The organism is Providencia sp., assembly GCF_052096715.1.
In the GTDB taxonomy this organism is placed as follows: Bacteria; Pseudomonadota; Gammaproteobacteria; order Enterobacterales; family Enterobacteriaceae; genus Providencia.
In genome coordinates, this window is record NZ_JBQDNB010000001.1 from 32,618 (window position 1) to 53,057 (window position 20,440).

Sequence of the window (20,440 nt, forward strand, 5' to 3'; positions counted from 1 at the left end):
GAAGTGATTCATTAGCAATCACGAACACCAATCATTAACAAAAAGGGAGCTTAATTGCTCCCTTTTTAATCATAAAATTCAATGGTACCAAAACTTAAATATTTACTCACTCTTGCTTTGCCTTTCTCTCTCTTTTGCTTTAATAATATAAGGCGAATATTTTAATGTTCTATCCCAGCTTGAATCCATAAACTTACACAACTCATCACCTTCTTTGGCACAAAGATTAATATAATATTTAGCCTTATCGGTCTGTTGAAAATCATATAGATACATATTAGAAAGCTCTCGCATTGCAATATGTCGATAACTCCCTTCTAATATAGCTACTTGTTGGTAATAATCAGCTGATTTTTTTACATCAACAGCCATACCAATTCCTTGTTGATTAAAATAAGCTAGCTTATATAAACTGGCTTCAAATTTAGGATTAATTTCAACTGACTTATTAAGATAATCTAATGCAATAAGACAATTTTCATGAGGATTTTTCCGTAATATCGTACTTTTTTCAGAGCAATTAGAATCATCATAATACAAAAAAAACAAAAGATAGTTACTTGCCGCATCCCCTTTACTTGCTTTTATTTGCAATTCAACAAAATCCTTCGGAGTTTTAGGTAATACCAGTAATGAAATTAATTTTTTATTATATTTAATCTCAACTTTAGAAAAAGAAAAATTCAACATTCTATATGAAGGTAATCGAAAATCATTTACTTCACTTTCACTTTCGGTAAATCCATAACTATTAAAGACACCAAAAACAAAAGCCATCATAATTATTATTTTTTTCATATCATCCTATAGAGATTATATTTCTAGCCTGAGCAAAACTAAAAAGTTTATTTTCAATTTTAACATTAGTAATTATATCCCCGATAACACTATCTGAGTGAATAGACACCATATATTCTATTAAGTTTCCATTTAAATTAAAACACTCAACACTTGAAAAATCAATAACTGAATAATTGCTATCTTGCTCCAACCAAACATCTGTCATGTCTGTAATTCGATTATCATTCCATTTCACAGTAGACTTTAATCGATGTTGATTATTATTTTTATCTATATATTCGGATGTGTTAAAATCTAAATAAATAGATGATATACCGATATCATCCAGCCATAACAACTCACCTGACTGTGTTTCCCCATCGCTATTTTTATCTTGCCATACCTGCAAAGATGTCCAAAATAAATCATTTTTATCAATAACTTTATCACTATTACAATCTAAATCTGCTAATGCCTCAAATCCATTCAAGGCAATATTACCATCTAGCTTTAATGTATTCTCACCAAATAATTCGCTTGCATTATTAATAATAGAATCATTGTTTTTGTCTATAACTAAAAACCCATCATTTTCTCTACCCAGCCGGTTATCTGTTTTTCACCATTAAATTCAAATGATATATTAAAACTATATGGCAATGTTTTAACTCCATCTCCATTTAGATCAATTATGATAGGAGTTTGATAAGATTTCACAATATTTTTTAATCTCTTTGTTATAGAGCTAGGTGTCCCTGATATTTTAACGTTTTTTATGTTAGATTTCTCTAAAAAATCATCAACAAAATCAACGCAATTATTAAATAATAAATTGTAACTTTCATTACTTACTGTTTTATTTTTTATTTTATTATAATTTTCAAATAATGAACTAATGTTTTCATCAAAATTAGGCCCATTGCCTATTACAGTAATAGAAGATGCCTCAGGATACCTTAGGTGATCATTAAAAGAAATATTATCTTCACTTGTCGCCATACTTTCACCAGCACTAAAACCTATTGTTACAGATTCATATTCGCCTATTACAGGATTAAACCCTGTAATACCTAAAAAAACATGTCCATAATTTGATTGCTCTTCAACCTGATTTTCGTTCGCTATGCTAATATATTTACTTTCAGCTGGCGCAGCAAAAATAGTAAAACTTGGTGTATTAGTCTTAGAAAAAATACTTTCGGTTAAATCAAAACTTCTTGAATCTCCTTCATGAGCTACATGTAAATAATGCTGTTCTGTATAAGGTTCATTCGTATTATTTTCTTCCATATTAATATTCCTATTTAAAATATTTATTCGTGATTTTAGTTTTTAAATTCATAGCAACTGCTATATCATCTCTATATTTTTTACATATTTCACTCCCCTGATTCGCACCTAAATTAGCATAATGATAAGATTTTTTAATATCATTCAAGCTACCATCATCATTAAATAAATATATGTGTGTCAGATGTGAACAGGCCAAAATACCACCAGAACTATCTTTATTCATTATTTCTTTAAAATAAGCAATGGCTTTATTTTTGTTTTCTTTAATACATTTACCACTAAAATTCAAAACACCTAACTCATATAACGCCAAACTATTATCATCACTTTGATTAATTGCTCTATTTAAAAACTGCATAGCATAATCACAATTTGAATCTCGCTTAAATAAATTAAAAAGTAACAAGCTACTATGATAGTCTCCAGAATTAGATTTTTTTATTACCATAAAAAATTCATTTTGATTTCTAGGGGGTGGAACTAATAAATTTATACTTGAATTATAATCAACATATTTTTTAGGATGATAATAATTCAACATTCGATAAGAGGCTAATATATCACTTTCATTATCAATGATTTCATCAGAATTTGAATCATAATTTAAATTATTAAAGTAACACCCCTGAATCAATAAAATAATAAATGTAAATATGATTTTCATTTTCTTCTCACTATGATTTGAAATAAATTTAATTTTCACATGAGAAAAAGTATTTTCAAATAACCCATAATAGTTATTTTCATACCTCAGTATATTTTAAAACAAAAAAAAACCAGCGATTATTAATCGCTGGTTTTAAAAGAACAAATATAATCTACATTCTAATTCTTATAATTCTAATGTTAATAATTCTTCAATAGTTTGACGGCGGCGGATCAGTTTTGCTTGTCCATTCACAAACATCACTTCAGGTAATAAAGGGCGGCTATTATAATTAGAGGACATGGACGCGCCGTACGCGCCGGTATCATGAAATACCAAATAATCGCCAATGTTTACATCAGGCAGTAAACGCGTTTCAACCATTCCACCTTCAAGCTGTGTGAATACATCGCCTGATTCACAAAGAGGCCCTGCAATAATCGTTTCTTTTTGTTGGCGGCTATCTACTACATTACCATCTGTAGGCAAAACGGAAATATGATGATAACTACCGTACATAGCTGGGCGCATCAAATCATTAAAACCACTATCCACCAGCACATAATGACGGCTACCCATATCTTTTACCGCTCGCACTTCTGCTAATAATACGCCCGACTCAGCGACAAGATAGCGCCCTGGTTCAATTTCGAGCTCAATTGAATGACCTAAATGTTGTTCAATACGTTGACGTGCGCTATTCCATAAACTGTAATAGTTTTGCACATCAATTAATTCATCTTCTTCACGGTAAGGGGTGGATAAACCACCACCAGCTGAAATAGCCTGAATATCAACACCCGCAGAAATAACTAATTCAGCCATCGAATCACACACATTAGCCAAATGTTGATAATCAACACCTGAACCAATGTGCATATGTAATCCAACAAGCGATAAGTTGTATTGGCGAATTTTTTCTAATGCCTCTGGCAGATCTTGGTACCAGATGCCATGCTTACTGTTCTCGCCACCAGTATTTGTTTTTTGACTATGACCGTGACCAAAACCTGGGTTAATGCGCAACCAAACTGGATGACCCGCTTTTTGCTCACCAATTTGCTCAAGCATATCTATAGATCCGGCATTTACAGGAATATCTAACTCGGTCACTTTTATTAAAGTTGCTTTATCCAGCAAATCCGCAGTAAACACAATTTCTGCTTTATCTCTTCCTGCTTGAAACCCCGCAACTAACGCACGTTCAATTTCCCCTAAAGAAACGGAGTCAACTTTAACGCCTTGCTCACGCATCAAACGAAGAATATGAATATTTGAGCAAGCCTTTTGTGCAAACCGAACAGTATCAAATAATTGAAGCTGCTTGATACGTTCAACAATAACGGCACTGTCATAAACCCATAGCGGCGTACCATATTGCGCTGGTAGCTCGCGTAAATATTCAGGTGTTAAATACTGGCTTGTAGTCGTAGCGAATGAAGTCATGGTTTTCTCGTCAGCAAGTTTTTTTAATATCATTATTATGTTGTTCTCTATTATTCAGAGAAAAAACGGGAAAAAAAATATCTATTTTGCTAGAGTCTATTCATATTTGATATATATAAGTCTTGGAGAGTGATAATGCAGACTATTTCATGGCGCCACATTGAAATTTTTCGGGCAGTCATGACAGCACCGAACTTAACGGAAGCCGCTGTGCTGCTCAATACATCTCAGCCTACAATCAGCCGAGAACTTGCTCGCCTTGAACATTTATTGCAATTCAAGCTCTTTGATCGGGTGAAAGGCCGTTTACATCCTACCGTGCAAGGATTACGCTTTTTTGAAGAGGTAGAACGCTCTTATTATGGTTTAGAGCGGATCAAAAATTCCGCAGAAACAATTCGACGCTTTGAACATGCTCAGGTTTCTGTCACTTGCCTACCAGCCTTCGCACAATCATTGCTTCCACAAGTTTGTCAGTCTTTTATGGAAAATTACCCTGAAGTCAGTTTAACGGTGATCCCACAGGAGTCTCCATTACTCGAAGAGTGGCTATCAGCGCAGCGCTATGATTTTGGATTAACAGAGCATCTTCAAACGCCCCCAGGCACTGAACAGCAAACTCTTGGCTCGCTTAATGAAGTCTGTGTTTTACCCGCAGGACATCCTCTTGAAGAAAAGAGCATCTTGACACCAAAAGATTTTCAACATCAACGATTTATCAGTTTGTCATTAACAGATAGTTATCGACAACTAATCGATGCAATCTTTACCGAGCAACAAGTTGATAGGAAAATGATCATGGAAACCCATTCTGCTTCGTCTATTTGTGCAATGGCGTTAAAAGGTATTGGTATCTCAATTGTAAATCCATTAACTGCACTCGATTTTCATCAACAATCGGCGGGTAAATTAGTCATTCGTCCGCTAAGCTTTTCAATTCCGTTTACTGTCAGCCTGATTAAACCAATTCATCGCCCTTATTCACAACTTACGGATATTTTCACCCAGCACTTAATCACAACATTCAAGCAAATTGAAACGAATTTAGCGACGGCCTTGCTGCATCAATGATTGCCAATGTGGCGATGTATTGAACCAGTTAACAAGGAAATCAATAACGGCCCTCAGTGTGGTTGGCATATTCTGGCGGCTAGTATACACACCATAAATACCTAAAGGCATTGGGATATAATCAGGTAATAACTGAACTAGCTGCCCCGTATCTAAATATTTAGCAACTGAATAATAAGGTTGCATGGCAATACCAGCCCCATTTAACGTCGCCTCAGCCAAAAAAACTGATTCATTTGCACTTAATCGACCATCGACAAGAACTGAAAATGACTCTCCCTCTTTTTCAAAATTCCATAAACTACGACCAAAAAAACTATAAGTTAAACACTCTAATAACGTTAAATCTTCTGGCTTAGTCGGAATTTTTTTCCCTTTTAAAAAGGCAGGAGAAGCACAAATGACAGAATGACAAGTGGAAAGCGGTCTTGCAATTAAGTTTGGCTCAAGTTGATTAGTAATACGGATCGCTAAATCAATACGTTCCTCAATCAAATTAACCGACTTATTTGAAATCTGCATATCAATTGCCATATTGGGATAAAGCTGTAAAAACTCAGCAATAGCCATAGATAACGCGCTTTGCGCTATCGACTGAGAACAGCTAATACGCACTAAGCCTGAAAGCTCTTTCACATCATGCTTTTGTTGAACCGGTACCGCTTGGGAAAGTGCATTAAGCTGTAATGATTGCTGATATACCCCTTCCCCCGCAGAAGTCAGACTCAGCCTTCTAGTGGTACGATTTAATAAGCGAACCCCTGCCCACTGTTCCATTTCAGATAAATAGCGCGTCACCATTGCCCGTGACATCTCCAGCTTATCAGCTGTAGCACTTAGGCTCCCTTGCTCAACTATCGTGATAAATACCTGAACTGCTTTGAGTCTATCCATTTAATTTGACCGATTTATGCAACAAAGATGAACTAATTATGCTGTTTTTCTTCCTATCATTGCAATTTAATATACATACCAAGCAACCGAATATTTAATACTTAACCCGATTCTAGGAAAAAAATGAAATTATCAACTTTAGCAACAGCAACCTTACTCGTGACAACATCTTCTTTTGTGCAAGCCGCAAGCTTAACGTTAGATGTATATAACCCCGGCAACAACAGTGTGTTTCCCGTTTCATCTGAAATAATTAGTGGTGACCATGAAGTTGTTTTGATTGATGCACAGTTTCAAAACAACGACGCACAACAATTAGTGAATAAAATTAAAAAATTAAATAAAAAATTAACCACTATTTATATTAGCCATTCAGATCCTGATTATTACTTTGGTTTAGAAACTATCACCAAAGCATTTCCTGACGCAAAAGTCGTCGCGACAGCTGAAACAGTCGAAGCAATTAAAGCAACCAAAGACGGTAAGCTAGCCTATTGGGGCGATGTACTGAAAAATGAAGCACCAACAACAGTGATTGTTCCAGAAGTGATTAAAGGTGATAGTTTTACGGTTGATGGTGAAAAGCTACAAATAAAAGGCCTCGATGGTGCATCTCCTGATAGAAGCTATGTTTGGGTTCCATCACTAAAAGCCGTGGTCGGTGGTGTGGTTGTTTCAGATAATATTCATATATGGATAGCGGACACACAAACCAAAGAATCACGCCAAAACTGGCAGCAAACACTCGAAAATATTAAGGCATTAAAACCGACAACGGTCGTACCGGGACATTTTACTGGTCCATCTAAAATGGATATTGGTACCGTCACTTTTACTCAACAATATTTAAATGCTTTTGAAACTGAGGCCGCTGTTAGCAAAGACTCCACTGAGTTAACGCAAAAAATGGAGGCTATCTACCCTAAATTAGATGATGTTTCTAGCTTAGAGCTCAGTGCTAAAGTGATCAAAGGCGAAATGCAGTGGCCGCAATAAGATAAAACTTCTATCCCCCTGTTATTTTTCGTTATAGTTTAACGTGGTTATTTAATTTTGTGATTTAAGGTTACCGCCACATTTAGTTAAATAACGTCGATAACATGGGGAATATATTGTTTTCTACCGTTTATTGTTACTATCCGTTTTAACTGTCAACAAACAACTAAAACTAAATTAATTTTCAATAACGACTTTAATCTTTTTATCTGAACACTTTATTTGAGCCCTATACCCAAAACACTTAAGCTGAGAAAAATGATGAATAAAATAACCTTACATTATATCTATGACCCTTACTGTGGCTGGTGTTATGCAGCAGCACCGTTAATTGAAATCGCGGCTAATCACCCTGATATCGAACTTGAATTACATGGTGGCGGCATGTTAGCCGGTGATTCGCGCCTTCACTTGGATGATCAGTTTCGCCAATATATAATGCAATCAGATAAGCGCATTGCAGCGATGACTGGACAAATTTTTGGTGATGACTATATCAACATGTTACACGAGCCGAATTTAGTAATGGATTCAACTCCGCCACAGACGGCTATTTTAGCGGCGACTAAACAGGGTAAAGGCGTTGAAATGTTGAAAGCAATTCAAAAAGCCCATTACATTTCAGGTCGTCATATTAAAGAGCCCCAAACTTTGTCTGCTATTGCTAACGAAATAGGTTTGGATAGCGAAAAATACCAGCAAGACTATACATTGAGTGAACAAGCCGAAACAGCTGCACATATTCAAAATAGTAAAAAATTACTGGCCCAATCAAGTTCTTCTGGCTTTCCAACGCTATTAATCAAGCAACAAGATAAATGGTTAAAAGTACCGCTGCAAAATTACTTGGGCGACTCAACTAAGTGGCAACAATTTTTAGATTCATTAGTTACCGCCGCTAATTAATAACTAAACGCTCATACTTATGGCTGTTATATCAATATATTATTAACATTGAATAAATACAGCCATAAACTTGCACTTAGGATAATCGCTGGACCAAAGGGAACACTAACCACCTGTTTATTTTTCAATTTCAAGTACTCTATTCCATACTGTATTAGTCCTAAAAATGCAGCTAATCCGAGAAAATAAGGTAGTTGAAGTATGCCTAACCATGCAGCACAGGCGGCTATCAATTTAAAATCCCCTCGCCCCATTTGTGGTCGTTTTTTGATTTTCTCTATCAATGTCGTTATCACAACCATCATCGTAAAACTTAAAATAACCGCATAAATAGCAGAAACTACATTGCCATAAGGCATCCAAACTTGATAAAGCAAGCCTAGCCACAATAGTGGATACGTTAATATGTCAGGTAAATAACCTGTTTTAAAATCGATAATAAATAAAGGAACAACCAAGTTTAAAAAACCAAAAAATAATATAATAACTAATAAATTATTAAATAAAAAAACAATAAACGAACCAATAAGTATATAGAAAATAAAACAGTAACCTTTATTTATATTAATATTTTTTTCATCAAAATATTTTTCAGGGAGATAATTTAAAATCTTATGGGTTACAAAGGTAGATACAATAGAAAAAATAAATAAAAAACAATATAAATCAAAGTAATGAACATTTACTTTAGGATAAATAAATCGTTGGAAAGATAAGCTAATGGAGAGAACTGAATCTAGCATTCGGTCAAAACACGAAAACAAAAGAGTAAATAATTCAGCCACTAAATAGCGATAATTAATTAAGTCATTATTAGAATCCCAAAAAAACATAATCATGTTATCTCCTTATTCCATTATGGAGGTTTTTATTAATATACTGTGAGTTAAAACATATCCCAACACCTTAATTCCGAGTTTAAAGGTCGGTTTATCCGACAAAGATGATTTTAGATACCGCACAGACGTACTACAAAACCATTTTTATTCGTTATAAACTAGAACCATTGCCTTGCTTTTAGAGATTCAGCCTCCATATCCATCAAAGCCATATTAATTATTAACTCAGTATCATTAAGGAAACATTATGCGCATCCCACGCATTTATCATCCAGAGCAACTTCAAATCGATACCACGGTATCGCTTGGCGATGATGCGGCAAATCACGTGGGACGGGTACTTCGCATGACGACAGGTCAAAAAATAGAACTTTTTGACGGTAGTAATCAAACATTTAGCGCTGAAATTACTGAAGCGACTAAAAAGAATGTATTCGTTCACGTTATAAGTAGCTGTATGGATGACCGTGAATCTCCTCTTGATTTACACCTAGGACAAGTCATGTCTCGAGGTGAAAAAATGGAGTTTACTATCCAAAAAGCGGTTGAATTAGGTGTAAATACGATTACTCCCCTAATTTCTGAGCGTTGTGGCGTACGCCTTGATGGCGACAGACTCGAAAAAAAATTACAGCAATGGCAAAAAATTGCGATTGCTGCCTGTGAACAATGTGGACGAAATCGAATCCCTGAAATTCGAGCCGTACAACCCCTTGAGGCTTGGTGCGCAGAAGATGACGGCGCATTAAAAATTAATTTACATCCTCGCGCAACAGAAAGTATTAATACCCTGCGAAGAGAAGAAAAAAAAGTTAGGCTATTGATTGGCCCCGAAGGTGGCCTTTCAGCAGACGAAATCGCCATGACAGCAAATTATCAATTTATCGATATACTGTTAGGACCTAGAGTGTTACGAACAGAAACGACTGCACTAACCGCAATCACCGCACTTCAAGTGCGCCTAGGTGATCTCGGTTAAGGAGAAAAAATGATCAAGCTCGGTATAGTCATGGACCCTATTTCGTCCATTAAAATCAAGAAAGACACTAGTTTTGCTATGATGCTAGAAGCTCAACGTCGTGGTTATGAAATCCATTATATGGAAATGAATGACCTCTATTTACATCAGGGCGAAGCGCGCGCACAAACTAAAATTATCACTGTCGAAGAAAACCCAAACAAATGGTATGAATTCCACAGTGAGCAAGATATCGCCTTAGGCGATCTCGATGCGATTTTAATGCGTAAAGACCCACCGTTTGATACTGAATTTATCTACGCAACCTATATTCTGGAAAGAGCGGAGCAAGCCGGTGCTTTAGTCGCGAATAAACCGCAAAGTTTACGCGACTGCAACGAAAAATTATTTACGGCTTGGTTCCCTGAATTAACACCAGATACCTTAGTGACCCGAAACGCGAAACAACTAAGAGCATTTCATCAAAAACACGGGGATGTAATTTTTAAACCCCTTGATGGCATGGGTGGTGCTTCCATTTTCCGTTTAAAACAGGACGATCCTAACGTTGGGGTTATTATTGAAACCTTAACTGAGCATGGCTCTCGCTTTTGTATGGCGCAAAATTTCCTTCCTGCTATCAAGGACGGTGATAAGCGTGTACTTGTTGTTGATGGTGAGCCAGTTCCTTACTGCTTAGCGCGTATCCCAGCTCAAGGTGAAACTCGTGGTAACCTCGCTGCTGGTGGACGTGGTGAAGCAAGGCCACTCAGTGAAAGTGACTGGGCAATAGCCCGAGCAGTTGCGCCAATATTGAAAGAAAAAGGTCTGCTTTTTGTTGGCCTTGATATCATCGGCGATAGGTTGACTGAAATTAACGTTACAAGTCCAACCTGTGCACGTGAAATTGAAGCTGCTTTTGATATTTCAATTACAGGCATGCTAATGGATGCCATTGAACGTCGTTTAAAGCAAGCTCGCTAAACAAGCCTTCTGTCATTGATTAAAGGGCCTCTTGTAGGCCTTTTAACTCTTTGTTTGAAACAAATTATTTGAAAGCTATTATTTAAAAGTAAGCGAGTTAAGCCGTAAATATAATCTGCACAAAATAAAATTTGAGGGGAATTTGAGTTTGAATCTACAAAACCATTTTTTAATTGCTATGCCATCCTTAACAGATCCCTATTTTGAACAGTCTGTGGTTTATGTGTGTGAACATAACGAAAACGGCGCGATGGGATTAGTTATTAATAAACCGATTGAAGATTTTTCAGTCAGTACCATGCTAACAAAACTTGATATTACTATTTCAGATAAAATTGATACTCGTAATTTAGAAAGAATGGTCATCGCCGGTGGCCCCGTCGCTGAAGAGCATGGATTTATCCTTCATACCCCGATTTCTGGATTTTCTTCTAGCTTGCATCTGAACGATGATGTGATGGTAACCACATCAAAAGATATCTTAGAGACACTCGGCAGCGAACAATGCCCTACTTATTCTTTAGTCGCGCTAGGCTATGCAAGTTGGGAACCTGGTCAACTTGAAAGTGAAATTATGGAAAATAGTTGGCTCACCGTTGAAGCCGATCCTAAATTAATTTTTCATACGCCAATTAATGAACGCTGGAAAGCGGCGGCAAATCTTTTAGGGATTAATATTCAAACCATATCAATGCAAGCGGGGCATGCATAATGTCTAGCCGTACATTACTTGGCTTTGATTTTGGCACTAAAAGTATTGGTGTCGCTGTTGGCCAAGAGATCACAAGAACAGCACGTGCCCTCACGTCATTAAAAGCGCACGATGGTCGACCTGACTGGTTACAAATTGAAAAACTACTCAAAGAATGGCAACCACAATTAGTGGTAGTCGGTTTACCGCTGAATATGGATGGCACAGAGCAACTAGTCACTAGCCAAGCGCGTAATTTTGCCAATCGTATACATGGGCGATTCGGCGTTAAAGTTGAATTACATGATGAAAGGCTATCAACTGTGGAAGCAAAATCAGGGCTATTTGAACAAGGCGGTTATCGCGCATTGAGTAAAGGCAAAGTGGACTCAGCTTCTGCTGTCGTTATTCTCGAAAGCTGGTTTGAGCAGCATAGTTAAAAATAGAGTTAAGAACATCGTTAAAAATTAAATAACAAAACAGTTAAAAACATGACATAACCGAAAAAGTAGCATCAAAATCGTGGTTTTTAACCATTTTTATGATTATTTTTCACCTTCAACCTATGCAAAGGTGCCGTTATCACGCAATTTGCTTTACACTAAGTATCAACATTAAATATTCACCCAATGTAATTGAACATAATTGTATTGAATAAAACTATATTGAATAAAACAATGACCATTCAAAATAATATCTCTGATGTAATCGCTCACATTAATCTTGCCGCAACAGAGTGTCATCGTTCACCACAAGACATTACACTGTTGGCTGTGAGTAAAACTAAACCTTGTGAAGCCATTTTGGACGCTATTGAGGCAGGACAACGCCAATTTGGTGAAAATTATGTACAAGAAGGTGTCGAAAAAATTCAATTTTTTGCTGATAGAAATGACCTAACATGGCATTTTATCGGCCCATTACAGTCGAATAAAAGCCGCCTAGTGGCAGAATATTTTGATTGGTTTCATACCTTAGATAGAGCAAAAATCGCTCAGCGTTTAAATGATCAGCGCCCTAGTGATAAAGCCCCATTAAATGTGCTTATTCAAATCAATATCAGTGATGAAAACAGCAAATCTGGGATCAAACTAGAAGAACTGGAACCATTGGCACAGCAAATATCGCTAATGCCAAATTTAGTTTTACGTGGTTTGATGACGATCCCTGCACCAGAAACTGATTATGAAAAACAATGCGTAGCATTTCATAAAATGGAAAGTGCATTTAAGCAATTGCAAAAAATTTACCCTAATGTTGATACGCTTTCCATGGGAATGACAGATGATATGCGTGCTGCCATTCATTGTGGTTCAACACTTGTCCGTATCGGCACAGCCATTTTTGGTGCACGCCAGTATGATGCTCAACCTGAAAAATGATCAATAGAGGAGAACAATATGCAACATCGTAAAATTGCCTTCATTGGCGCCGGTAATATGGCTCATGCCATTATTGCAGGTCTCGTTAGTCATGGTTATCCAGCTACCATGATAACCGTATGTTCTCCTACGCCGGTACGCCGAGACAAACTTGCCGAACAATATGGCATAATAAGCACCAGTGATAATATTACAGCGGTAAAACAAGCCGATGTGATTATGTTAGCGGTAAAACCGCAAATGATGAAAGAGGTTTGCGAAGCACTACAGAATCAAGCCGATTTTAATCAAAAACTCATATTAACGATTGCCGCGGGGATCCCTGCACAGCGCTACAATGATTATTTTGCTCATGAGCTTAACTTAGTACGCATTATGCCAAATACACCTTCCCTTGTCGGTAAAGGCGTCAGTGGTCTATTTGCTCAAGAATCTGTCACCACTGAAGATAAACAATTTGCTCAAGAACTGATGCAAAGTGTAGGTTCTACAATTTGGTGTAAAAAAGAGCAAGAAATCAATAATATCATCGCTATCACTGGCAGTTCTCCTGCATATGTCTTTCTCTTTATGGAAGTCATGCAACAAAAAGCGCAGCAACTCGGATATGATGAGAAACAAGCACGTGAACTTGTCCTCAATGCCATAGAGGGCTCAGTTGCCCTTGCTAAATCTCAAGGGGACATCGCCTTTTCAACACTGCGTGAACAAGTCACTTCTAAAGGCGGTACTACCGCGATGGCTTTAGAGCAATTTTATAATGGAAATCTTCAGCAGGTCGTAGCAAATGCAATGCAAAGTGCTATTGATCGCGCAGAAGAAATGGAAAAACTTTTTTAATTAATCGCGGGACAAACCATGCAGACTTTAGTTTTTGTCACTACAACAGTTATTCAGCTCTATATTTTCGTCTTATTGCTGCGGGTTTGGATGCAGTGCGTGCGTGCTGACTTCTACAATCCATTTTCACAATTTATTGTAAAAGCAACTCAACCCATTGTTGGCCCTTTGCGCCGCGTTATTCCTGCCATTGGCCCTATTGATACCGCCACCTTACTGGTTGCATTTGTTCTAACCCTTGCGGCTATCGTTTTTGGCATGTGGGCAACAAATATGTTACCCGCTTTAGGTATTACTATTTTACCAATGGGTATTATTTTATTACTCACTTATGTGGGAAAACTTATTTTTTGGATGATCTTAATTCGTGCCATCTTAAGTTGGGTAAGCCAAGGTCGTAACCCCGTTGATTTCTTACTTTTCCAATTAACTGAGCCGCTAATGGCACCAATTCGTCGCATTATTCCAGCAATGGGTGGATTAGATTTCTCAGCGATGATTGTGATGTTTATCTTGATTGCACTTAACTATTTACGCGTCGATGTCTCTTTGATGATTGACCCATCGTTAACTGCGATGCTCTATTCCATTGGTATTATGTAAGACAGGTTTGATACGATGCAAAAAGTTGTTTTAGCAACCGGCAACCCCGGAAAAGTGAATGAATTAGCAGAGCTATTGCGTGATTTTGGCCTAGATATCGTCGCGCAAACGACCCTTGGTGTTGAATCAGCAGAAGAGACGGGTCTTACTTTTATTGAGAACGCGATTTTAAAAGCACGTCATGCATCCGCACAAACGGGATTGCCCGCTATTGCGGATGATTCCGGTATCTCTGTTGATGCACTCGGCGGCGCGCCAGGAATTTACTCTGCACGTTATGCAGGTGAAGATGCTTCTGATGAGCAAAATTTGCTTAAACTACTGGATGCAATGAAAAATGTGCCTGAGGATAAACGTCAGGCACAATTCAACTGCGTATTAGTCTATATGCGTCATGCAGAAGACCCAACGCCGCTAGTTTTTCACGGCCGTTGGCATGGCATAATAACCCAAGAACCCCAAGGTCAAGGTGGTTTCGGCTATGATCCTATCTTCTATGTACCCGAACTAAATTGTACCTCCGCTGAATTGAGCAAATCTGAAAAACAAACGGTTTCACACCGTGGAAAAGCTTTAGCGATGATGTTGGATGTCTTAAAAAATGCTTAAGCTTCCACCTCTAAGCCTATATATTCACATTCCTTGGTGTGTACAAAAGTGCCCATATTGTGATTTCAACTCACATACGCTTAAAGGTGAAATTCCTCAACAAGAGTATGTTGAGCACCTGCTTAGTGACCTTGAAATTGATGCAAAATTAATAGGCTCGCGCCCAGTAAAAACTATTTTTATTGGAGGAGGTACGCCAAGCCTACTCAGCGCTGAATCAATGCAAGCACTGATGGATGGCGTTCGTCAACGCATCACGTTAGATCCCCAAGCTGAAGTGACCATGGAAGCTAACCCCGGCACAGTTGAAGCTGAACGTTTTGCGGGCTATCAAATAGCAGGAATTAACCGTATATCAATTGGTGTACAGAGTTTTGGTGATGACAAATTAATCATGTTAGGCCGCATTCACGGTCCAAATGAAGCTAAACGTGCCGCTCATTTGGCGACAAACCTTAATCTGCGCAGCTTTAATCTCGATTTGATGCATGGACTTCCGTCACAAACTCGTGATGAAGGTTTATCTGATTTACGTCAGGCTATCGAGCTTTCGCCTCCACACCTTTCTTGGTACCAGTTAACAATTGAACCTAATACCCAATTTGGTTCTCGTCCACCCAAATTGCCGGATGACGATACCCTTTGGGATATTTACTCTGAAGGTCATAAATTACTGTCGGCCGCGGGTTATGAGCAATATGAAACGTCTGCTTATGCAAAACCGGGATATCAATGCCAACATAATTTAAATTATTGGCGGTTCGGTGATTATTTAGGAATTGGTTGTGGTTCCCACGGTAAAATTTCTTTTACTGACGGGCGAATTCTGCGCACCATTAAGACTAAACACCCTCGTGGCTATATGGAAGGGCGTTATTTACATCAGTCCTATGATGTCGAAGCTCAAGATAGGCCATTTGAATATTTCATGAATCGTTTTCGCTTGCTTGAAGCCATGCCAAGACGTGAGTTTACCGAATATACAGGACTTGGAGAGTCGGTTGTCAGAGCATCAATAGACGAAGCTATCTCTAAGGGGTATATCCTTGAAACTCATGATGAATGGCAAATAACTGAACACGGAAAACTATTTCTTAACTCATTATTAGAATTGTTTCTTGGTGAAGAGTAGCGATATCTAATCAGTAAATTAATTTATTCGCCTCAGCTCAATTTATATCAATAAATTATGCAAACAAAAAAGCCAGCGACATGAGCTGGCTTTGCTTGAGGTAATAATAATTTAGTTCAAAACTAACTACAGCGCCTTTGTAACGGCATCAATTTGTTCAGTCAAACTCACTAAACCACCGCCAGACAAGTACCAAAGATCTGATTGCAGATAAACGATTTTGCCATCTTTATAAGCTTTGGTTTCTTGAATATTAGTATCTTCAAATACGGTTTTATCTAACTTACCGCCACCAATCGCTTCACTGCGATCAACAATTAAGATCACATCTGGATTAGCTTGTGCAATAGTTTTCGTATCAACAACACGGCGTTTTGATTTATCTGCACCATCTTGTACAGGTAATTCAGCACGCTGCGCTTTAACCACGTTATAAACAACCGCTTGGTTATTTGGTATCAATTTTCCATCGTTATGCAGCAGCACTAGTACTTTTTTATTGGAATCTGCCGCTTTCTTTTGAGCATCAGCAATAGTTTTATCTAATTGAGCTAACTGAGCTTCAACATCTTTTTGATTGCCATAAAGCTCGCCAATCAAAGTAATATTTGCTTTCACTGAATCAATATAATTTTTGCTATCAGAACCGAGGTTAATCGTTGGGGCTATTTTAGATAAAGCCTCATATGATGCACCTTGGCGACCGGTGATAACAATTAGATCGGGCTTTAATTGCTGTATTTGTGCTAAGTCAGGCTGCTTCATTCCACCCGCATTTTCCATTGATGCAGGAATATCACCTTTAATATAAGCAGGTGCATTTGCAGTTGGTAATGCGACAACTTTATCGCCTAAACCTAATTTTTGCATTGAATCATAAACACCAAAATCAAATAGCACCACTTTTTGTGGCTTTTTAGCCACGTCAGTCTCACCTGAAAGATGCTTTATAGTCACTTTTTCAGCAGTTTGAGCCGTGATTGCATTAGGTGTAAAAGCCGTTGATTCTGCACTAAGAGCGTAAGGCGCGGTGAACGATAACAGAGAAGCAAGTACAGCGGGAATGAATTTTTTCATAGTAAACAATACCATTTAGTCATTAAGCCAGCCTTGTATTCTAAGGTCAGACTCAAACATGTCAATTAAATGATAATTAATTTCATTTTCATTCTCATTAATGATATCGGTATCACACTTATCCTAAATACCCATAAAAAAAATGGTGACAAAATTAATTCGCCACCAGCTTTTGCTCTTTATTCTGTTTTAAATTCAGTTAATTCACTATTTTTTAACTGAGTTCAATAATGAAATTCTTTGTTGTTCTAAAGAGGTCACTTTAGCACAAACTTGTTGGCCGAATTGTTGGAAGCTTTTTTCTTGCTTTTTCCACTCGGTATCCAGCTCTTGTTGCAATCCACCAAGATTGCCTAATACGCCTTGCAGTGCTTGATTTACATCACCACCTGAAAGTAGCTGCTTACGCCCCATTTCATTAATGCTATCTTGCAATATACCGCCTAGGCTTTCGTTGACTAGCTGACGACCTTTTGCTTCGACTTGTTTCATCGCTTCATGATGAAAAACATAACCATTTGGACGCGTTTCAATAATTTGGCTTATTTGACCGTTAAGTTCTTTTTCAAGCTTGGTTAAGCGATTTCGTACATTACTGTCATTGCCCATCACCCTAGCCACTACTTTATCAAGTGTTTGCTTTGATGTTGCTAATTTTTGTTCTGACTCTAATTTAATCCACGGCAAATCATTACGAATAGCGGCTTGGTAACGAATGGCTTGTTGCTTTTGCTCATCTGTCGCAGCGATGTTTTTACCATTGAGAGTCATATCGCCATTTGGTGTGATATTCAGATCACCACTACGGCCTACCACCTGTACATTATCAGGTGTCATAAAAATATCATCTTTGGGTGTTACCGCGCAGTTGTAATCAGCGGCTTGGCTAGCTGCACAAGCGAATAATGACAGTGCAATTAATGTATGACGTAGCATAAAATCTCCTAATAGAGCGTCTTTCAATCATTGATGATAATTAGAAAACAGAACGTCCAATTCGTTTCGATAATAATTCTAAGGCAGCACAACCGACTAAAGAGTTCCCTGCTGCATCTAATTCAGGCGCCCACACAACCACGGTAAACTGATTCGGTACCACGCAAACAATACCACCACCCACACCCGATTTGCCGGGCATACCTATACGAAATGCAAATTCACCAGAACCGTCGTACATCCCACATGTCATCATCAATGCATTTATTTGTCTAGATTGCAGAGGTGTAATGATAGGGTCGATGGAACAAGACGATATTCCTTGCGATGCCAAATAAGAAAAACAGCGCGCTAATTCAACGCAGTTCATACTTAGAGAGCAATAATGAAAATAGGTTTCAAGTACTGTTAAAACATCATTTTCAAAATTATTAAATGACTTCATTAAATAGGCAATAGCCGCATTACGACTGGCATGCTCCATTTCTGAACGCGCCACCGCGGAGTCATAAGAAATATCCGGCTCACAAGCTAGCTTTCGGACAAACTCTAACATTCGTTGCTTAGGTGCACTGAGGCGTGATTGCAACATATCAGCAATGACAATAGCACCGGCATTAATAAAGGGGTTACGTGGAATTCCCTTTTCCATCTCGATTTGAATTAATGAATTAAAGGGTAATCCAGAAGGTTCTTTACCGACTCGACTCCAAATTTCATTCTCTTCATAACGCGTCATTGCCAAAGTTAAACTAAGGACTTTTGAAATCGATTGGATTGAAAAACGTTGCTGTGTATCCCCTGCGGTAAATATGTCACCATCTACGGTCATCACAGCAATACCGAGATGATGGGGAGAAACATTGCCTAATGCCGGTATATAAGCGGCAACCTGTCCTTTTCCGACCATTGGACGTACTTGATCGAGAATATCGTTCAGCAATTGATTAGAAAACATTAAACTCAAAGTTTTCACTCCAGAAAATAAAGGCATCCAAGAGGATGCCTTTATAGAAAACCAATATCAGTTATTCCCACCAAACATCAAAAAGCTCTGAAACGACGATATCGCTCATGCCTTTAGATTTTAGCCAGTTTTCAACTATTTGACGGTGTTCTTCTGTACATTTACCAATTTGTTGTAGGCAAACAATACCTTCCCAATTCATATAACCGCTAGCTTCAAAAGCAAGGCCATTTGGTTCAATAGCTTCGGCGATAAACAGGTCAACCATACGGTCAACTTCTTCAATCGGCGTGCCTTCTTTAAAATTCCATTTTACGATGAAACCCAATTCTTGGAATTCATCTATACGCATTTTTTTACGTAAACGACGACTGCGTGGTTGTTTAGCCATGATTAATCCTCTCAAACATTAAATCCCATACACCGTGCCCTAACCGCTGGCCTCGCTTTTCAAACTTTGTTTCTGGTCTTGTTTCAGGACGAGGAACATAGTCATTAGTTGACGATAAATTTTTATAGTCATCGACACTGTTCATCACCCCAAGCATATGTTTTGCATACGGCTGCCAATCGGTCGCCATATGAAAAACGCCACCGACCGCAAGCTTGCTGCGTATTTTTTCTGCAAAAGGTGCTTGCACAATTCGGCGTTTATTGTGTTTTATTTTATGCCATGGATCAGGAAAAAATAGCTGAACCATCGATAAACTTTCATTCGGTATCATGCAATCTAATACTTCGATTGCATCATGGCACATCACACGTAAATTCGTCACACCCTCTTCTTTAGCAAAAGCGAGGCACGCACCAACACCTGGCGCATGAACTTCAATTCCAAAAAAATTTTTCTCTGGATTTTGTGACGCCATGGTGACCAAAGAGGTACCCATACCAAACCCAATTTCAAGTACCACAGGGTTTGAATTTTTAAATACTTTAGCAAAATCAAGGGGCTCGTTAATGAAATCGATACCCATTTCTGCCCATTCGCTTTCTAATGCGTCTTCTTGTCTTTTAGTCAGACGCCCCTGACGACGAACAAAGCTGCGCACACGGCGCATAATCCGCCCTTCTTCATTATATTCGGGGGAGATAACATTATTGATCATAATAAAGTTCTAAGAATTAGTTGCCCAATTTAGTCAATGTACCAACAATCAAGTTAAATATAACTCGACTCAATATACCCTAAATAGTTCGAGTTGTTGGTCTGTGTACTGTTGTGCTATCTCGATAAACATATAAGTTTATGTGATTTGGATAGCTGAATGTAATCGTCACCCAGACAACTTGAAGCATGACGGGTATGGGAGTTTACCAAAAGTCTCACACAGTTGCAGTTGATAATTGGATAACTTTACACTAAACCACACAATAAGCGGTTTACAGC

24 protein-coding genes are annotated in these 20,440 nt (G+C 37.9%); 12 read left to right on the plus strand and 12 right to left on the minus strand.

What is annotated here, in order from left to right; all coding sequences use genetic code 11:
* Positions 1–102: 102 nt before the first annotated feature.
* The 5 genes from ACTH6U_RS00155 to lysA all read right to left on the minus strand — a co-directional run bounded on the left by ACTH6U_RS00155 (position 103) and on the right by lysA (position 4,165).
* Positions 103–798, minus strand: a complete 696-nt coding sequence (locus tag ACTH6U_RS00155; protein ID WP_441831311.1) for a hypothetical protein — start codon at positions 796–798, stop codon at positions 103–105.
* Between the two features lies 1 nt (position 799).
* Positions 800–1,270 (minus strand): hypothetical protein, encoded by a 471-nt coding sequence (locus ACTH6U_RS00160; protein ID WP_441831312.1) that lies wholly within the window; start codon positions 1,268–1,270, stop codon positions 800–802.
* Positions 1,271–1,356: 86 nt separating this feature from the next.
* Positions 1,357–2,070, minus strand: a complete 714-nt coding sequence (locus ACTH6U_RS00165) for a hypothetical protein (RefSeq protein WP_441831313.1) — start codon at positions 2,068–2,070, stop codon at positions 1,357–1,359.
* Positions 2,071–2,080: 10 nt separating this feature from the next.
* Positions 2,081–2,737 carry a hypothetical protein gene (locus tag ACTH6U_RS00170; RefSeq protein ID WP_441831314.1) on the minus strand — a complete coding sequence of 219 codons (657 nt, stop codon included), beginning with the start codon at positions 2,735–2,737 and terminating at the stop codon, positions 2,081–2,083.
* Between the two features lie 168 nt (positions 2,738–2,905).
* A complete protein-coding gene (gene lysA, locus ACTH6U_RS00175) occupies positions 2,906–4,165 on the minus strand; it encodes a diaminopimelate decarboxylase (protein ID WP_441831449.1) in 1,260 nt (419 codons plus the stop codon).
* Positions 4,166–4,300: 135 nt separating this feature from the next.
* On the opposite strand from lysA, the gene ACTH6U_RS00180 reads away from it, so the two are divergent.
* A complete protein-coding gene (locus tag ACTH6U_RS00180) occupies positions 4,301–5,236 on the plus strand; it encodes a LysR family transcriptional regulator (RefSeq protein ID WP_441829744.1) in 936 nt (311 codons plus the stop codon).
* Here the strand turns inward: ACTH6U_RS00180 and ACTH6U_RS00185 are convergent.
* Entirely contained in the window at positions 5,210–6,130 is a 921-nt protein-coding gene (locus ACTH6U_RS00185) for a LysR family transcriptional regulator (protein WP_441829745.1), read from the minus strand. The genes ACTH6U_RS00180 and ACTH6U_RS00185 overlap by 27 nt on opposite strands.
* A gap of 123 nt (positions 6,131–6,253) precedes the next feature.
* Between ACTH6U_RS00185 and ACTH6U_RS00190 the strand changes: the two genes are divergently transcribed.
* Both ACTH6U_RS00190 and ACTH6U_RS00195 read left to right on the plus strand, forming a co-directional pair.
* Positions 6,254–7,126 (plus strand): MBL fold metallo-hydrolase, encoded by an 873-nt coding sequence (locus ACTH6U_RS00190; RefSeq protein ID WP_441831315.1) that lies wholly within the window; start codon positions 6,254–6,256, stop codon positions 7,124–7,126.
* A 261-nt stretch (positions 7,127–7,387) separates the two neighbouring features.
* Positions 7,388–8,032: a DsbA family protein gene (locus tag ACTH6U_RS00195; protein ID WP_434720684.1), complete on the plus strand. Its 645-nt coding sequence runs from the start codon at positions 7,388–7,390 to the stop codon at positions 8,030–8,032.
* A 26-nt stretch (positions 8,033–8,058) separates the two neighbouring features.
* Here the strand turns inward: ACTH6U_RS00195 and ACTH6U_RS00200 are convergent, their stop codons facing one another.
* Positions 8,059–8,871, minus strand: coding sequence for a prepilin peptidase (locus tag ACTH6U_RS00200; RefSeq protein ID WP_441831316.1), 813 nt, complete (start codon positions 8,869–8,871; stop codon positions 8,059–8,061).
* Positions 8,872–9,118: 247 nt separating this feature from the next.
* On the opposite strand from ACTH6U_RS00200, the gene rsmE reads away from it, so the two are divergent.
* From rsmE to hemW, 9 genes are all read left to right on the plus strand, one after another.
* Positions 9,119–9,850 (plus strand): 16S rRNA (uracil(1498)-N(3))-methyltransferase, encoded by a 732-nt coding sequence (gene rsmE / locus ACTH6U_RS00205; protein ID WP_294108788.1) that lies wholly within the window; start codon positions 9,119–9,121, stop codon positions 9,848–9,850.
* Between the two features lie 9 nt (positions 9,851–9,859).
* Positions 9,860–10,813, plus strand: a complete 954-nt coding sequence (gshB, locus tag ACTH6U_RS00210) for a glutathione synthase (RefSeq protein WP_294108786.1) — start codon at positions 9,860–9,862, stop codon at positions 10,811–10,813.
* Between the two features lie 148 nt (positions 10,814–10,961).
* A complete protein-coding gene (locus ACTH6U_RS00215) occupies positions 10,962–11,525 on the plus strand; it encodes a YqgE/AlgH family protein (protein WP_294108784.1) in 564 nt (187 codons plus the stop codon).
* Positions 11,525–11,944 (plus strand): Holliday junction resolvase RuvX, encoded by a 420-nt coding sequence (gene ruvX / locus ACTH6U_RS00220; RefSeq protein ID WP_441831317.1) that lies wholly within the window; start codon positions 11,525–11,527, stop codon positions 11,942–11,944. Before ACTH6U_RS00215 ends, ruvX begins: the two co-directional genes overlap by 1 nt.
* A 237-nt stretch (positions 11,945–12,181) precedes the next feature.
* A complete protein-coding gene (locus ACTH6U_RS00225) occupies positions 12,182–12,886 on the plus strand; it encodes a YggS family pyridoxal phosphate-dependent enzyme (protein ID WP_441831318.1) in 705 nt (234 codons plus the stop codon).
* Positions 12,887–12,904: 18 nt separating this feature from the next.
* Positions 12,905–13,726 carry a pyrroline-5-carboxylate reductase gene (gene proC, locus ACTH6U_RS00230; protein WP_441831319.1) on the plus strand — a complete coding sequence of 274 codons (822 nt, stop codon included), beginning with the start codon at positions 12,905–12,907 and terminating at the stop codon, positions 13,724–13,726.
* Between the two features lie 18 nt (positions 13,727–13,744).
* Entirely contained in the window at positions 13,745–14,329 is a 585-nt protein-coding gene (locus tag ACTH6U_RS00235; protein ID WP_294108777.1) for a YggT family protein, read from the plus strand.
* Positions 14,330–14,344: 15 nt separating this feature from the next.
* Positions 14,345–14,938 (plus strand): XTP/dITP diphosphatase, encoded by a 594-nt coding sequence (locus tag ACTH6U_RS00240; protein ID WP_441831320.1) that lies wholly within the window; start codon positions 14,345–14,347, stop codon positions 14,936–14,938.
* On the plus strand, positions 14,931–16,070 hold the full coding sequence (hemW, locus tag ACTH6U_RS00245; RefSeq protein ID WP_441831321.1) for a radical SAM family heme chaperone HemW: 1,140 nt from the start codon (positions 14,931–14,933) through the stop codon (positions 16,068–16,070). The genes ACTH6U_RS00240 and hemW overlap by 8 nt, the downstream gene beginning before the upstream one ends.
* A 126-nt stretch (positions 16,071–16,196) precedes the next feature.
* Here the strand turns inward: hemW and ACTH6U_RS00250 are convergent, their stop codons facing one another.
* The 5 genes from ACTH6U_RS00250 to trmB form a co-directional block, all read right to left on the minus strand.
* On the minus strand, positions 16,197–17,147 hold the full coding sequence (locus tag ACTH6U_RS00250) for a siderophore ABC transporter substrate-binding protein (RefSeq protein ID WP_441831322.1): 951 nt from the start codon (positions 17,145–17,147) through the stop codon (positions 16,197–16,199).
* 207 nt (positions 17,148–17,354) lie between these two features.
* Complete coding sequence (locus ACTH6U_RS00255) at positions 17,355–18,083, minus strand: DUF2884 family protein (protein WP_441831323.1); 729 nt, start codon at positions 18,081–18,083, stop codon at positions 17,355–17,357.
* 40 nt (positions 18,084–18,123) lie between these two features.
* Positions 18,124–19,050 carry a glutaminase B gene (gene glsB, locus ACTH6U_RS00260; RefSeq protein WP_434720578.1) on the minus strand — a complete coding sequence of 309 codons (927 nt, stop codon included), beginning with the start codon at positions 19,048–19,050 and terminating at the stop codon, positions 18,124–18,126.
* A gap of 61 nt (positions 19,051–19,111) precedes the next feature.
* Positions 19,112–19,441 carry a YggL family protein gene (locus ACTH6U_RS00265; protein ID WP_294108767.1) on the minus strand — a complete coding sequence of 110 codons (330 nt, stop codon included), beginning with the start codon at positions 19,439–19,441 and terminating at the stop codon, positions 19,112–19,114.
* A complete protein-coding gene (gene trmB / locus ACTH6U_RS00270; protein WP_434720579.1) occupies positions 19,434–20,159 on the minus strand; it encodes a tRNA (guanosine(46)-N7)-methyltransferase TrmB in 726 nt (241 codons plus the stop codon). The genes ACTH6U_RS00265 and trmB overlap by 8 nt, the downstream gene beginning before the upstream one ends.
* Positions 20,160–20,440 lie beyond the last annotated feature (281 nt).